At 59.9% G+C, this 14,331-nt stretch carries 11 protein-coding genes; 4 read left to right on the plus strand and 7 right to left on the minus strand.

What is annotated here, in order from left to right; translation table 11 throughout:
* Positions 1 to 29: 29 nt before the first annotated feature.
* The 3 genes from ACE2AA_RS10810 to ACE2AA_RS10820 all read right to left on the minus strand — a co-directional run bounded on the left by ACE2AA_RS10810 (position 30) and on the right by ACE2AA_RS10820 (position 3,526).
* Positions 30 to 2,336, minus strand: a complete 2,307-nt coding sequence (locus ACE2AA_RS10810; protein WP_141261377.1) for a TonB-dependent receptor — start codon at positions 2,334 to 2,336, stop codon at positions 30 to 32.
* 341 nt (positions 2,337 to 2,677) lie between these two features.
* A complete protein-coding gene (locus ACE2AA_RS10815) occupies positions 2,678 to 2,830 on the minus strand; it encodes a hypothetical protein (protein WP_395369742.1) in 153 nt (50 codons plus the stop codon).
* A gap of 66 nt (positions 2,831 to 2,896) precedes the next feature.
* On the minus strand, positions 2,897 to 3,526 hold the full coding sequence (locus ACE2AA_RS10820; RefSeq protein WP_395372194.1) for a LysE family translocator: 630 nt from the start codon (positions 3,524 to 3,526) through the stop codon (positions 2,897 to 2,899).
* Between the two features lie 227 nt (positions 3,527 to 3,753).
* Between ACE2AA_RS10820 and ACE2AA_RS10825 the strand changes: the two genes are divergently transcribed.
* The 3 genes from ACE2AA_RS10825 to ACE2AA_RS10835 all read left to right on the plus strand — a co-directional run bounded on the left by ACE2AA_RS10825 (position 3,754) and on the right by ACE2AA_RS10835 (position 6,430).
* Positions 3,754 to 4,572, plus strand: coding sequence for a metal ABC transporter ATP-binding protein (locus ACE2AA_RS10825; protein WP_395369744.1), 819 nt, complete (start codon positions 3,754 to 3,756; stop codon positions 4,570 to 4,572).
* On the plus strand, positions 4,569 to 5,435 hold the full coding sequence (locus tag ACE2AA_RS10830) for a metal ABC transporter permease (protein ID WP_141261368.1): 867 nt from the start codon (positions 4,569 to 4,571) through the stop codon (positions 5,433 to 5,435). Before ACE2AA_RS10825 ends, ACE2AA_RS10830 begins: the two co-directional genes overlap by 4 nt.
* A 95-nt stretch (positions 5,436 to 5,530) precedes the next feature.
* Complete coding sequence (locus ACE2AA_RS10835) at positions 5,531 to 6,430, plus strand: metal ABC transporter solute-binding protein, Zn/Mn family (protein ID WP_141261369.1); 900 nt, start codon at positions 5,531 to 5,533, stop codon at positions 6,428 to 6,430.
* On the opposite strand, the gene ACE2AA_RS10840 is transcribed toward ACE2AA_RS10835, so the two are convergent.
* Positions 6,399 to 8,183 (minus strand): ABC transporter ATP-binding protein/permease, encoded by a 1,785-nt coding sequence (locus tag ACE2AA_RS10840; RefSeq protein ID WP_193558369.1) that lies wholly within the window; start codon positions 8,181 to 8,183, stop codon positions 6,399 to 6,401. The genes ACE2AA_RS10835 and ACE2AA_RS10840 overlap by 32 nt on opposite strands.
* 383 nt (positions 8,184 to 8,566) lie before the next feature.
* On the opposite strand from ACE2AA_RS10840, the gene ACE2AA_RS10845 reads away from it, so the two are divergent.
* Positions 8,567 to 9,016 carry a DUF2501 domain-containing protein gene (locus ACE2AA_RS10845; protein ID WP_141261370.1) on the plus strand — a complete coding sequence of 150 codons (450 nt, stop codon included), beginning with the start codon at positions 8,567 to 8,569 and terminating at the stop codon, positions 9,014 to 9,016.
* Positions 9,017 to 9,216: 200 nt separating this feature from the next.
* On the opposite strand, the gene ACE2AA_RS10850 is transcribed toward ACE2AA_RS10845, so the two are convergent.
* From ACE2AA_RS10850 to polA, 3 genes are read right to left on the minus strand one after another with little or no spacing between them, the layout of a single operon-like run.
* Entirely contained in the window at positions 9,217 to 10,902 is a 1,686-nt protein-coding gene (locus ACE2AA_RS10850) for an ABC transporter substrate-binding protein (protein ID WP_395369747.1), read from the minus strand.
* A 17-nt stretch (positions 10,903 to 10,919) separates the two neighbouring features.
* Positions 10,920 to 11,549, minus strand: coding sequence for an SCO family protein (locus ACE2AA_RS10855; protein WP_141261381.1), 630 nt, complete (start codon positions 11,547 to 11,549; stop codon positions 10,920 to 10,922).
* Positions 11,549 to 14,323 (minus strand): DNA polymerase I, encoded by a 2,775-nt coding sequence (gene polA / locus ACE2AA_RS10860; RefSeq protein WP_395369749.1) that lies wholly within the window; start codon positions 14,321 to 14,323, stop codon positions 11,549 to 11,551. Before polA ends, ACE2AA_RS10855 begins: the two co-directional genes overlap by 1 nt.
* Between the last annotated feature and the right edge of the window lie 8 nt (positions 14,324 to 14,331).

Raw genomic sequence — 14,331 nt, forward strand, 5'->3', positions numbered from 1 at the left:
CCCGGTATCACAAGCGGGTGCGCGGGGTTTTAGAAGTCAGCTTCAAGCGTGAAGTGATAGGCGCGTGGCAGACCGGCATAGGCAGCACTGGTGCCCGCCGCCGTTACAGCCGTGCCCGCAGCAGTGCCGTTATAAACGGACGACCAGTACCGTTCATTCGCAACATTGGTCACGCCAAAACGGGCCATCCACGGATGCCTGGCCGCACGGAACGGGAAACGCGCCCCCATATCCAGCGTGACGTAAGACCCGGCATAGGTCGAGTTATACACATCCGCCGCACGCCGGCCCGTGTAATGGACGTTGGCGTTGACAGCCAGACCGTTAAGCGCAAACCCCTGCGAGAACGGGATACGATAATCCAGCAGCACGTTGGCCTGAAGCGGTGCGACACCGACGGCTTCCTTGTTGGATGTCCGGGCGTTGCCCGTATTCAGCACTTCCGCATCAATCCATGTCATGCCGCCGATAACGGACAGGCGTGGCGTGATATGACCCATAGCCTGGAACTCGACACCATAATTCCGCTGCGTGCCGAAATTACCATAAACATGCGATGTCGGGTCGATATAGGCATAGCTGCGTGTTGCCCGGAAACCAGCCACGTTAAACTGGATATTACGGAACATGTACTTGTAGCCGACTTCAAACTCCTCACTCCGCACGGGCGAAGTGAACTGGTTGTTGTTCACCGCACCAGCCGAAACCGATGTGCCGGCCTGCAATGAACGACCATAGGTGAAGTAGGCGGTCTGGTTGTCAGCCGGTTTGTAGATAAGGCTGGCCATCGGGCTGAAGGCGGCATCGGCCCGCGAATTCGTGGTCTTTCCCTTGCCCAGGTGGGTGGTCGAGACAACGTAGCCATTCACCGTCTGCTTTGTCGGAGCTTCTTCCGTCACGGTCCCGGTACTGTCCTGATCCAGCCAGCTCCATGCCAGCGTACCCATGGCGGACCAGTGACGGTTGAAATGTACCGTGTCCCCCAGGATCATGGACTGATAGCGCACGTACTGGGATTCGTACTTACCCTTGTAATAGGGCTGCGGACCATTGGACGCGACCGCCGGATCATATAGCGACGCCGAGGCAACGGCGGTGTAGCTCTGTCCGCTCAGGGGGTTATAGCCCCCTTCCATGTAGCCGTTGGTACCAATGACAAGGTCATGCTTGATGAACCCGGTATGCACATGGCCATTGATATAGGCCATGTTGCTGCCGACCTTGAAGTCATTGACCGTGGTGGCGGCGGAAATGGTCTGTTTGTAACCGCCCTGGTTGTTGATCAGCGTATCGGCGGATTCAAACACCTGACGGCCTGAATCCTGATACAGCCCGCCGATCACGAAGCTCCAGTTATCGTTGATCCGATGTTTGAGCTTGGCGAGGAATACGTTGTTTTCAGAGTTGTAGCCCGCATAATCCTGCCCCATATGCGGCTTGCTCAGATCAGGGGCTTCGGGCAGCTGCATGTTGTTCAGGTTGACGCCCGCAGGCATGCCACGTTCATCATACGTGTAATGACTGGCATCGAGTTCAAGCACGGTGTCGCGGTCGAAATGGATATCGAAATCCGCACTGACCATATTACGCCGCACCCAGCTGTCCTGCACATACGTCGTGCCGTCACCGTGCAGCAGGTTGATGCGGTAACCAAACCAGCCATTCTTGCCAAGGCGGCCTGACGAGTCGACATTTTCCATGAGCGTGCCGATGGAATCCACGCCAACCACCAGACGGTTTATGCGCTCATCAGTCGGGCGCTTCAGGCCATATTCAAATGTGCCCGCCGGGTTCTGGGGACCATACAGCGCACCGGCAAGGCCGTTGAGCACCTGCACGTTATCGAACTGCTCGGCCGCATAGGGTGTTACGGTAAACGCGTTCAGGCCGTCGATGCGGCTGTTGGAAATCACGTCCGCCTCAAACCCGCGTGACTGCGGGCGGCTGGTGCCGGGATCAGCACGAGTTTCCAGCTGGACCGACGGTATGTACTGCATCAGGTCGTTGATGTTACGCGCCTGCTGGTTGACGATCACGTCATGCGGCACGGTCATGATCGACATGGGCGTATCAAGCGTGCGGCGCGTGCCCAGCGGGCCAAGGTTCGCAGTCTTCTTGTTATAGTTGGCCGCTGCCCCCGCCACCATCCGGTGATGGCCGATAACCGTCATTTCTTCCGCGTTGACGGACGTTACGGCATTATCCGTGGCACCTGTGCCCCTGACGGATGACTGGGCCTTCTTGCCCTTGTCCGGATCCGTGTCCTGCGCATAGGCGGAAGGGATGAGCAGTGCACCCAGACTGGCCGAAAGCATCCACGCCATACCTGCGGTCATTCTGGCCATGAGTATTCCATTTCGTTAGCCATTTTAAACATATTTAGGCGTATATAATCCCCCTGCCACAGCGTCCATATAGGCATAAATATATTCACTGTTCAGTTACCACATAAGAAGAGACTGTGTCTTTATGGATACAGTTGTCTATATATGGTTGTATACAGATAGACCACTCCATTACCGGCCCTGAATGTATCGTTTTTTCATTATATACATTATATTTTATAATTAATTCACATAATGAAAAAAATAAAACTGAAATACATTAAGTATATTTTTTATTATTAACAAAATAAATTACCATTGATTACGTTTTTCTTATTATATTTATAAATTATTTACATGAAATGAAGGTAAACCGGATGCCAGCCCGTTTCCAGATCAGGGATCATCAGGCTGCCATAAGCAGATGATACAATGAAAACCGTTACATACACCCATTCCATCACCAGACCTGCCAGACACCATCCCGTCAGCCAGGGTGCAGGCATGATATAACCGCTCATTACAGACAGCATGACAGCCCGCACCCGGACATGCATGGTGAACTGTGATCCCTATATACGCGTCAGCAGCAGCATGGCCCCGAAGCCGATGAACACGAGTCCACTCACAAAGCAGAAAACCCGATGCACCCCCGGCGTACGCAGCCATACGGACAGGACACGCCCACCACCGGCATAAACCAGGTAGCAGGACACCTCCACCACCGCGAATGTCATCACCAGCATGACATATTGCGGCATGCGTGCCGCGACCGGATTGACAAACTGAGGCAGAAAGGCCGCGGCGAACAGTAGCAGCTTGGGATTGCTGATCCCGGTCAGGAACCCGTCACGAAACAGATCCCGCATGGCCACGGCAGGCATGGAAGACAGATCTGTCCCGTTACCGCCCACCATGTCATGCGCGCGCCATGCCCGGATACCCAGAAACACCATATACGCCGCCCCGATCATCCGCAGCACCGCAAACAGGCGTGGTGATGCCGCCAGCACCCCTGCCATGCCCGCAAGCGATGCAATGACCACCAGCACAATCGCCAGTATGCACCCTGCCATGACGCTCACACTGCGCAGAAATCCGTACCGGGTGCTGATTGACATGACGTGCATCATGTTCGGCCCCGGCATGGCGGATAATACGAAAGCAGTGGCGGCGAACAGCAGCCATGTATGAAACGTCACCTGCCCTGACCCCCTGTTCATGATGTGGGTGACACCATGCCGCCTTCCCTTGACGGTGGGCAAGTCGATGATATAGGAATATGTTATATTATAACACTTTGGGTTCCCATGCCGCTTTCCTTTCCTGTCTCCCCCTCGTCCACGGACCAAGACAAACGGACAGCCATGCAGCACCCTACCCCCGATATGACCCCTGCCCCGCTACCCATGACATGGATGGCACGCGCATGGTGGCAGCGGCTGGCCTGCATGACAGTGCCGTGCGCCATATTATGGGGACTGATCGCATGGGCCGTCTCCATACCATGATCCCTGACACGACTGCCGGCACGATCCGGCTGGAAGATGCGGGGGCGATCATGGGTGGTCAGACGGTGTGGCGGCACGTAACCGGCAGTTTCCGCCCCGGCAGCATGACCGCGATTGCAGGGGCCAACGGTACGGGCAAGTCCACCCTGCTGCGCACCATACTGGGTGAAGTGCCGCTGGCGCATGGCACGGTCACGCGCGGGGGACTTGGTCCACGTGATTTCGGCTACCTGCCGCAGGCACGCATCATCGACCGGGGTTTCCCCATAAGTGTCACCGACATGGTGCTGGGCGGTGCATGGCAGCAGACGGGCCTGTTTGGCCGTGCGGACCGGACAGTGCGCCTGCGTGCGGCCAATGCATTGCATCGCGTCAACCTTGACGGACAGGCACAGCGCATGATCGCGGCCCTGTCGGCTGGCCAGTTCCAGCGCCTGCTGTTTGCCCGGCTGCTGATGACCGATGCACGGGTCATCGTACTGGACGAACCCTTTACCGCGCTGGATGCGCCCACGACACAGGACCTGCTGGAACTGGTATGCGAGTGGCATGCGCAGGGGCGCACCATCATTGCCGTGCTGCATGACATCCACCAGATCCGCACCTGTTTCCCCGATGTCGTGCTGCTGCATGGCGGACAGGCGACCTGGGGCCGGACTCCCGACATCCTGACGCCTGTTATCCTGCAGCGTGCCTATGGCGGGACACGGGACAGGTGGGCGGACATGCCGTCATGAGCATCCTGTCCGTATTATGGGATCCGTTTGCATCCTTCGGCTTCATGCGTCGCGCACTGGTGGCGTCCATGACGCTTGGCATGGGGGCGGGGCCTGTTGGGGTAATGCTGCAACTGCGCCGCATGAGCCTGATTGGCGATGCGATGAGCCATGCCATCCTGCCGGGTGCCGCCGTCGGGTTCCTTCTGGCGGGTGGTCTGTCGCTGACGGCCATGGGACTTGGGGGGATCGTGGCAGGGCTGGGTGTGGCGCTGCTGGCCGGACTGGTCAGCAGGCGGACGCAGCTTGCCGAAGATGCCAGCTTCGCCAGTTTCTACCTGACTTCACTGGCGCTGGGCGTACTGATCGTCTCCGCGCGCGGGTCGAATATCGACCTGCTGCATGTACTGTTCGGCACCATTCTGGGCATTGACGCATCGGCGCTGTGCCTGATGGGGGGCATTACCACACTCAGCATCGCCCTGCTGTCCATCATCTGGCGGCCACTGGTCATGGAATGCGTCGATCCCGGTTTCATGCGCATGACCGGCGGGCGCGGCGGCATCTACCACATGGTGTTCCTGTTCCTGGTGGTCATCAACCTCGTTGCGGGGTTTGAAGCCCTTGGCACGCTCATGTCGGTGGGCATGATGATGGTGCCCGCCGCGACCGCGCGGCTATGGACACGCCGCCTGCTGCCCATGATGGTGCTGTCCGCCGCAACGGGCATGGCGGCGGGGCTGATCGGGCTGCTGGTATCCTATCATTACGGGCTGGCGGCGGGGCCATCAATCATCCTGACATGTAGCGTGCTTTATATCCTTTCCCTTGTCGTATCGCCCGCAGGATTGCGCGCAGGACGACACGTTCACGAAACATCCTGAAAACCAAAATTTTTAGGTGAAGCTTTTTGAAAAAAGGCGGCACCCAAAAACTTCTGTTTGTTATCAGCAGTCTTTTTTTAATGGAGTTCGCGCCGATGCGCCGTCTGTCCTGCCTGCTTGGCCTTTGCGGGGTCCTGTCCGTCATGCCTGCCTATGCCGCGCCCGTACCCCATACGGTTCAGGCTGTCGCAAGCTTTACCGTTCTGGCCGATGTGGTGGCGCATGTGGGCGGCACGCATGTACATGTCACGTCGCTGGTGCCCCCCGATGGCGACCCGCATGAATTCGAACCCTCCCCCGATGATGCCCGCCAGCTACGCCAGGCCGATATCGTATTCATGAGTGGCGAGGGACTGGAAAGCTGGTTTGGCCGCCTTGCCCACGCGGCGGGGTATCATGGCACGCCCGTCATCGTGTCCAACGGGATCAGCATCTACACCCCGCCGGGCCTGCAGCAGGCGGAAACGGACCCGCATGTCTGGAACAGCGTACCCAATGTCATCATCTGGACCAACAACATCCGTGACGCCCTGATCGCCATCGACCCGGCGGATGCCGACAGCTTCCGCGCATCAGCCGCAGCTTACGTCACGCAGTTGCAGGCACTTGACCGCGACATACGTGCGCGCATCGCCACCATACCGGCCGATCGCCGACGCATCCTGACCAGCCATGACGCCTTTGGCTATTTCGGCCGGACCTATGGCCTGACATTCATGGCGCCGCAGGGCCTTTCGACCGAGACGGAAGCCTCGGCCGGGGATATCGCCGCCCTGATCCGGCAGATCCGCCAGACGGGCGTCACCACCTATTTCATGGAAAACGCAACCGATCCGCGCATGGTCCAGCAGGTGGCGCGGGCGACCGGTACCAGACCCGGTGGAGAACTGTATGCCGAAGCCCTGTCCCCGGCCGGTGGTCCAGCGCCGGATTACATCACCATGATGCGCCACAACACCGACCTTATGGTCGCGGCGATGCAGGGGACGCACTGACGCTTCCCCCGTCGCCCTCGGGCGCGGCTACGGCAAAGGGAGACAGGTCCACACGGTTGACATGCATCGCCACCACCGATTCCCGATGCGTGATGGAGACAACCGTCATGCCCGGGGATACCTGACGCAGCAGCGCGTACAGCGCCGCCTCCGATGTTGCGTCAAGGTTCGATGTTGATTCGTCAAGAAACACCCAGCCCGGCCGCGCCAGCAGGATACGCGCGAAGGCCAGACGCTGGAGTTCACCGGGGGAAAGGATCTGCCCCCATGCCTCCTCGCTTTCGATACGCGGCGCAAGCGCGCCCAGCCCGACCTGCTGCAGGGCCGCGATCACGTCCACCTCCGGATAGGCGTCCACACCGGCGGGATAGGTCACGGCCCGGTGCAGCGTGCCGGTGGGGACATAGGGCCGCTGCGGGACAAACATCATCGCCACGTCCGGCTGTGTGATGGTGCCGGTGGCAAACGGCCAGATCCCCGCCAGCACGCGGAACAGCGTGGACTTGCCGGTACCCGACGGGCCAGTCACCACCGTCATCTGTCCATGTTCCAGCGTAAAACTGACATTGCACAGCAGGGCCGCGCCGTCGGGGCGGAACACGTCCAGCCCGCTGACCTGCAGGTTCGCATTCGCGGCGGCGGGCACGACCGTAACCTCGTCACGCATGGCCTGCGCACGATCCATCACCCGCTGGAAGGTCGCCAGACGCGCGACCTCCGCATGCCATGTCGTAAGCGAGGCATAGGACGTGGACAGCCAGCCCAGCGCCCCCTGCACGCGCGAAAACGCCATGACCAGTTGCATGAGCGTGCCGAACGTCATCTTGCCCGCGAAATACCGGATCGAGCCGATCAGCATCGCGAAGTTGCCTGATACGACCTCCAGCCCCGTCGTCAGCAGTCCCAGCCACTTGGTCCGGCGCATGATGACAAGGAAATTGCCATACACCCGCGAAAAGGAACGGTTAAGCCCGGCCTGCTCTTCCGCCTCGCCACGGTACAGGGCGATCCCTTCGGCATTGTTGCGGACATGGACAAGGCTGTAACGGAAATCGGCCTCGGCACGCTGCTGGAAAAACTGCAGCCCCGCCAGCTTGTGCCCCGCAAGATGTGTCAGCCACGTCGCCAGCACGGAATAGATCAGCGCAGCCCAGAAGAAATAGCCAGGTATGGAAATGCCCAGTAATTCCAGCGGACCGGACAGCACCCACAGCAGACCGACATAACTGAACAGCGTCACGATATTGGACAGCAGGTTGATGACCTGCGTCAGCGTATCGGTCACAAAGCTGTTCAGGTCTTCCTGTATGCGCTGGTCGGGGTTGTCGGCGCCTGCTTCCAGCCCGGACGTGGTGACGGCAATGCGAAAATAGGTCTGGTTTTCCATCCACTGTCGCGTCATGCGCTGTGTCAGCCACCGCCGCCAGCGCAGGCCCAGCATCTGCTGCAGGTACGTGGCATAGATACTGCACAGCACCATGGGAATGGTGACGATGAAGAACCCCGGCACGAAGCCCTGGTCATTATGTACATACCAGAACAGGCCGCGCAGGAAGGTCTTCGCATCACGCTGCTGCAGGGCCGTGTAATAGGCATTGCGCGAGAAGGATTGCAGCAGGTCCAGCCCCACTATGGAAAAGGTCAGGACCAGTACCGCCGCCAGCAGGCCCCATGCCCATTTCCTGTCCTCGGACGTGAAATAGGGACGGGTAAGATACCAGACATCTTTCAGAAGAAGGCGCAAATGCTGCATGTTGATCCCGTGCACAGGGTTAGGGCCAAGTATGGCCAAGCATTCCCACGAAGTCAGGGCGGACTCAATGTCCATTGCGTCCGTATGACGGTTTCCATGCCCTGGAAGTGCTGCATTAAGCTTCCTCACGACTTCTTGACGAATGATGGCACCCGTGCCCACACCGCGCCCATGCCGTGCGAAAGGGGGAATTCCCCCCGGACAACAGAGGTTTATGGGGCGCAGGGCTGAATGGACAAGGGTACTATATATCGAAAAGCCGAATGCCAGACATATCAGCCGCACGGGTACCGGCCTGCCACATCGTGTTATGTTTGACACACAGATTTACAAATGGCGCCGGGCTTTCACCCCCGCCTGATAAACAACGTAAGGAAATCAATATGGTGTCGTTCAGTCGCGTTCTGTCTGCCGGTGCATTCGCCACAATCATGGCAGTCGCGCCACTTGCGGCCCATGCCGCTGAAATTTCTCCCCCGACCGGTGCTGGCGTCGCCAATCAGGTCGAGGCGATCAAGCCCGGTTCCCTGTCAGCCGATACGGTGTACTCGGCCGTGGCCACGGCAAAGCCCGCCGATCTGGGCGGCATCATGAATTACTGCATCCAGTCCAATTACCTGACCGCGTCCGAGGCATGGCCCGTGCTGGCGGCGTTCAACAAGAAGACCAACGACGTGCCGTCCAACCAGAAGGGCAACATGTCCTATGCCGATGGGTCCACCGGCCTGCTGAAGGTGGGTGGCAAGGCACCGATCTCGCTGGAAGACGCATCAACCGACATTCGCAAGCAGGCCTGCGCGAAAGTTGAAGCCCGCGCGAAGTCCATGCTCTGATCCGGGATACGTCCCGCATCCGCCCCGCCGGTCTTCCGGCGGGGTTTTTTAATGCCTGCTTCCGTTCCTGGAGGCTGTTTGAAAAGACTGCCTGGCAAACATCCGGTAATCATAAGAATGTTTTTGGTGAAGCCCTTTTCAAAAAAGGCGACACCCAAAAACTTTTATTTCCCATCAACAATCTTTTTTCAAACAGTCCTTTACTTTACCCACACGCGTGAAAACGTCATGTGATACAGCCGCGTGGAAAAATAGTTCCCCAACCGGGGCGAGACCAGATCCACATAACTTATGCTGATCATGGGGGCAGCAGGGGCCAGCCGGGTGATGCGGTCATCCACCTGCTGCCACAGGTCCTGCATCATCTGCGGGTCATGTTCGTGCCGGATACGCGCCACCAGCGTCTGAACCCCGGCATCACACAACCCCGACATGTTGATCGAACTGTCGGAACCGGGATGAAAATTGTCGCAGTCAAACAGCGTATCCACGAAATTGGATGGCGATACGTAATCCGCATACCATCCCATCAGGCTGATCTGGACATGGTTGGCACTGTTCTGGGCATAGGCCAGTTCCATGGCTGCCGAAAGCGGGTGCAGCCGCGCGTGATAGCCAATATCCTGCAACATGTCGCGCAGGTAGGTGCCCATGCTGGTATCCATGGCGGTGGCCGGGACGATCAGGGTCACGTCCTGCCCCATGGTTCCGCTTTCGCGCACAAGCTGGCGCGCGCGCACCATATCGGGCCGGGTCCAGCGCGGGGCCGGATGATCGGGATCCGCGCCTTCGGTCCAGGCGCATTGCCCGTCACCGGGCAGAAGGCCGGGGGGCACCATGCGGCATAGCGGGGCCGCAATGCCCGACCCGCCATACAGGATGGTCATGGCGCGACGATCCAGCGCGTAATTGACCGCCTGCCTCGCGCGGATATCGTTAAAGGGCGGAATATTGACGTTCATGGGCATGTACATAAGGCCGTACAGCGGATAGACATGAACCTGCGATGTATATCGCCCGCCAATTTCCCCCAGCCGATCCAGCGGCTTCAGGCCCGCCATCCAGTCATACTGTCCCCGTTCAACTGCGGTGACGGCATCTTCTTCCGACAGGCCATAATCGTACTGTATGATATCGACATAGCCGTCAGGCTGCGCGGCCTCGCTCCATTCATGAAAGTAGGGATTGCGTTCCAGCCGCATCCCCCGGTCAGGGATGGAGGATACGATGTGGTATGGTCCCGTCGCGGGTGCCGCGACATTGCCAAGGTCATGGGCAGGCGTGCTGGCAGGCAGGATCACCGCATGCCCGAAAGCGATTTTTTGCGGAAATTCGGAATCCGGCGCAGTCAGGTGAATGGTGATGTGACGCGTGGCAATATCCGTTTCCACCCCACCGGCCAGCGTGCAGTGGGCGGGATCGCGCAGGCATTCATCCGCCCCGACGATCCCCCCGTAAAATGACCCCGCCGTAGGGGAGCCGACACGAAACAGCCTTTGCAGGGACGCCGCCACATCGGCCACGGTCAGGGATGTCCCATCGGAAAAACGGATGCCATCACGCAGGGTAAACACCCATGTGCGCCCGTCATCAAGCCGTTCGGGCATGGACTGCGCCAGATCGGGCACGACCTGCGCCCCGGCCGGACCTTCCAGTTTGGGATAGGTCAGCAGGCCATCATACATGACACCCATAAGCTGCATGTACTGACTGCTGTAATTGATCTGCGGGTCCAGCGTCCCTGCGGCACTGACCGCCGTCAGCCGCAATGTGCCCCCACGGTGGGGACTGCCCTGCGTGCCATCAGCACCACGGGCAGGCAGGCCGTGCAATATTCCCCCCAGCACGAGAAGGAACGCGCCGGATGCCTGCCATGGTGCCTTCATGCGCGGTCCTGCTGTTTTCAGTTCTTGCCCGGCGCGTTCATGAGTTCCGTCATGCGCGCGGTAACATCCGCCGCCGTGGCGGTGGACGGCAGGCTGCCCGCATACCGCCCGGTGGGCGACATGATCACGATCTGGCTGGCAGGTTCCATGCTGTATTCGCCATTTTCTCCGTCATGGCGGACATAAGGCGCATGGTATTCCTTTGCCACCGCCTGCAACATCTTGGGCGATCCCGTCATGACCGTGACATGCGTGCCGAAACGCAGGGCATAGGTACGCAGCACCTCCGTCGTATCGCGCATGGGATCAAGGGAAATGAAAATGGGCACCACCAGATGCGCACGGTCACGGCCCAGCGCCTCCGCCCCGTCGGCCATCGCCTTCACGGTCGCGCCACAGACCGTATCAGGACAGTGGGTGTCGCCAAAATAGATCATCATCCACCGCCCGCGGAAATCGGTATCCATCACCGACCCGTCCGCCCCATTGATCAGACGGAATGAACCACCAACCGGATTGCCATACGTGGTCAGCGGCACGGGGGCATTGCTGGAATAACGGTAGCCGAAATATCCGGCGACCGAAGAAACCGTCAGTATGACCAGCCCCACAATAACAAAGAACCGGTCCCGTTCATTTCGCATCATCAGTGTGCATCCGCCCAATTCGTTCCGGTCCCGGTTTCCACGACCAGCGGCACCGAAAGGGTGGCTGCGGATTCCATGACCTGCCTGACGAGGGCTGCCAGACGATCGGCATCATCCTTGCGCACCTCGAACACAAGTTCGTCATGGACCTGAAGGAGCATGCGTCCGTCAAGCCCTGCGTCCGAAAGGGCGGCAGGAATTCGCACCATGGCCCGTTTGATGATGTCGGCAGCCCCCCCCTGCAACGGGGCGTTGATGGCCTGACGTTCGGCATAGTTGCGGCGCACGGCACTTTTGTCGGCAATGCCGGGCACCCAGCAGCGGCGGCCAAACGGCGTGGTGACATACCCCTTCGCCCGTGCCTCGACCTTCACCCGTTCCATGTAATCGCGAATGCCGGGATACCGGGCGAAATAGGCGTCGATATAGCCACGCGCCTCCCCGGGCGGAATGCCAAGCTGGCGCCCCAGCCCGAAGGCGCTGATGCCATAAATGATGCCGAAATTGATGGCCTTGGCGCGCCTGCGCGTCAGCGGGTCCATGCCTTCGATCGGGATGCCAAACACTTCGGACGCCGTGCGGGCATGAATATCCTGACCCAGTTCGAATGCCTCACGCAATGCGGGGATATCCGCCACATCCGCCAGTAGCCGCAGTTCAATCTGGGAATAGTCCGCCGAGACCAGGACATGCCCGGGAGCTGCGACAAAGGCCCGGCGGATACGCCCGCCTTCCTCCGTGCGGATGGGAATGTTCTGCAGGTTGGGGTCGTTCGATGACAGGCGGCCCGTTGTCGTCACCGCCATCTGGAACGATGTATGCACTCGCCCTGTTGCGGGGTTGATCTGGTTAAGCAGCGCATCGGCATAGGTACTTTTCAGCTTGGCCAGCTGCCGCCATGCCAGTATGCGCGCGGGCAAGTCGTGCCCCTGATCCGCCAGGTCCTGCAGCACAGATGAATCCGTGCCCCATGCCCCTGCCTTCGTACGCTTGCCGCCGGGCAGGCCCATTTCATCAAACAGGATCTCACCCAGCTGCTTGGGGGAGCCGACATTGAAACCGCGACCGGCCAGCTTGTGAATCTCGGCCTCGATTACGCCCATGCGCTGCGCGAATTCGGTGGACATGGCGCGCAGGTCATTCGCATCAACCGCGATGCCCGCGCGTTCCATATCCGCCAGGATCGACACCAGCGGACGTTCGATTTCCTCATACAGCGCCAGCGCATGGTTGGTGCGAAGCCGGGGTTTCAGCACCTGCCACAGCCGCAGGGTCACATCCGCATCCTCCGCCGCATACGGTGTGGCGCGGGCGATATCAACCTTGGAAAACACCATGCGGTTACGACCTGTGCCCGTTACCTCGTCGTAGGGGATGGGCGTATGGTCAAGTGTGAGGCGCGAGAGTTCATCCATTCCCTGCCCATGCTTTCCCGCCGACTGGGCGTAGGATACCAGCATGGTGTCATCGATCGGCGCGGGCTGGACGCTGCCTGCCTGTGTCAGCACCAGCAGGTCGAATTTGGCATTCTGAAATACCTTGAGCACCGATGGGTCGGCAAACAGCGGTTCAAGGATTTCCAGCGCGGTCTTTACCGGCATCTGCGGGGTGCCAAGGCTGTCCATCAGATCAACCTGATGACCAAGCGGGATATAGCATGCGCGGCCAGATTGCGGGGCGAGCGATATGCCGACCAGCGGGGCCGTAAGCGGGTCCAGGCCGTCGGTTTCCGTATCTACCGCGCAGACCCCGCTGGTGCGGGCCTGTTCCACCCATTCCCGCAGCACTTCGGGCCCGGTCACCGTTTCGTAACCGCCATAGGGTTCCGACGGGATGGGGGGCAGTTCCCCCGCAGGCTGGCTGAGCCCCGCCGGTGTGACATGGGCGGATATGCGCGGACGCGGCTTTGCCTTCAGCCCCATGCGCTGCAGCAGTGACGAAAACCCCATATCCGACAGCCATGCACCCAGACGTTCCATGTCCACATCGCAGCAGGCAAGGTCGGACAGGGGTTCGGGACACGGCGCGTCCTCACGCAATGTCACCAGTTGCAGCGACAGGCGCGCCATGTCGGCATGGGCCAGCAGGTTGTCGCGCCGCTTGGACGCCTTCATGCCCTCGGCACCGGCCAGTATGGCGTCCAGTGAGCCATATTCCGCCATAAGCGTCGCCGCCGTCTTGGGGCCGATGCCTGGCACGCCGGGCACGTTGTCCACCGGGTCGCCAATCAGGGCCTGCACCTGAGCCACCTGGCCCGGGATGACACCGAATTTGGCCTCGACCTCCTTCGGTCCGATCGGGCGGTTCTTGATCGGGTCCATCATCATCACGCCGGGGCGGATGAGCTGCATGAGGTCCTTGTCGGATGAATAGATGGTGCACTGCCCGCCCGCATCCGTCACCTTGCGGGCATAGGCCGCGATCAGGTCATCGGCTTCCCATCCCGCTTCCTCCAGCGCCGGCACGCCGAAGGCGGCCGTCGCATCGCGCACAAGGCTGAATTGCGGGCGCAGTTCCTCTGGCGGTTCGGGGCGGTGGGCCTTGTATTCACCATACAGGTCATTGCGGAAGGTATGGCGTCCCGCATCGAATATGACCGCCAGATGGGTACCCGCATGTTCGCGCAGCAGGCGCGACAGCATGTTCGAAAAACCATACACCGCATTGACGGGCGTGCCGTCGGGGCTGGTCATGGGAGGCAGTGCGTGAAAGGCGCGGAAAATGAACCCCGAACCATCCACCAGGATCAGGTGAACCTGCTTGTCGCTGGACATGTATCAGG

Source organism: Komagataeibacter diospyri, assembly GCF_043995075.1.
In the GTDB taxonomy this organism is placed as follows: Bacteria; Pseudomonadota; Alphaproteobacteria; order Acetobacterales; family Acetobacteraceae; genus Komagataeibacter; species Komagataeibacter diospyri.